Source organism: Kitasatospora sp. MBT63 (assembly GCF_000710465.2).
GTDB lineage: Bacteria > Actinomycetota > Actinomycetes > Streptomycetales > Streptomycetaceae > Kitasatospora.
Genome location: NZ_JAIZ01000568.1, coordinates 1 through 623, shown reverse-complemented (window position 1 = coordinate 623; position 623 = coordinate 1). Strand labels below are relative to the sequence as shown.

1 protein-coding gene is annotated in these 623 nt (G+C 68.7%); it reads left to right on the top strand.

Going from position 1 to position 623, the window contains the following annotated elements; genetic code table 11:
* A partial coding sequence (locus AA75_RS49940) for a hypothetical protein (RefSeq protein ID WP_033823411.1) occupies positions 1-377 on the top strand: 377 nt, incomplete at its 5' end.
* Positions 378-623 lie beyond the last annotated feature (246 nt).

Sequence of the window (623 nt, the reverse complement as noted above, 5' to 3'; positions counted from 1 at the left end):
TCCGCATCATCTCCGCCCAGGTCACCGTCACCAGGCCCGACCTGGAAGTCGGGCACCTCGCTGTCGGCGGCGACATGCAGATCGCCGGGAAGCTCCTCACCCACCAGGTGGTGGCCTACGGCGCGGCTGGTTTCTGGCTCAACACCCGAGCGGAGACCGACGGCATCCTCGTGGCCACGGTCGAGCGGGGCGACGCATATGTCGACGTGGGCCGCGGCCAGTACTTCCTGACGTCCCTCGCGCCGGGGCACTGCGGCTTCGTCTCACTGCCCGTGCTCAAGGGGGCCAGAATCCGATACAAGATCAACACAGGGGCCGACGCCAAGATCGACTGGTACGGGTTCGGACCCACACCGCTGCCCAGCCCCTGGCCGTAGGCCCCGCCGAGCACTGACAGCACGACCGCTGCCACCCGCCGAACCATCCCGGGGTGGTGAAGGCCGACGAAACCCAAGGACTGCCCGTGACCGTCGTGATCCAGACCCAGGAAACTGCTCCCGCCGCCGGTGACGAGCCGCTGCTCTCGTATCAGGTCACCACCACCCCGAGCCCGCTGAAGGCCTCACCGGAGAACCCGCAGGCTCCCGAGGAGATCGGGGAGGTCGTCATCGCGGTGGCCCGGC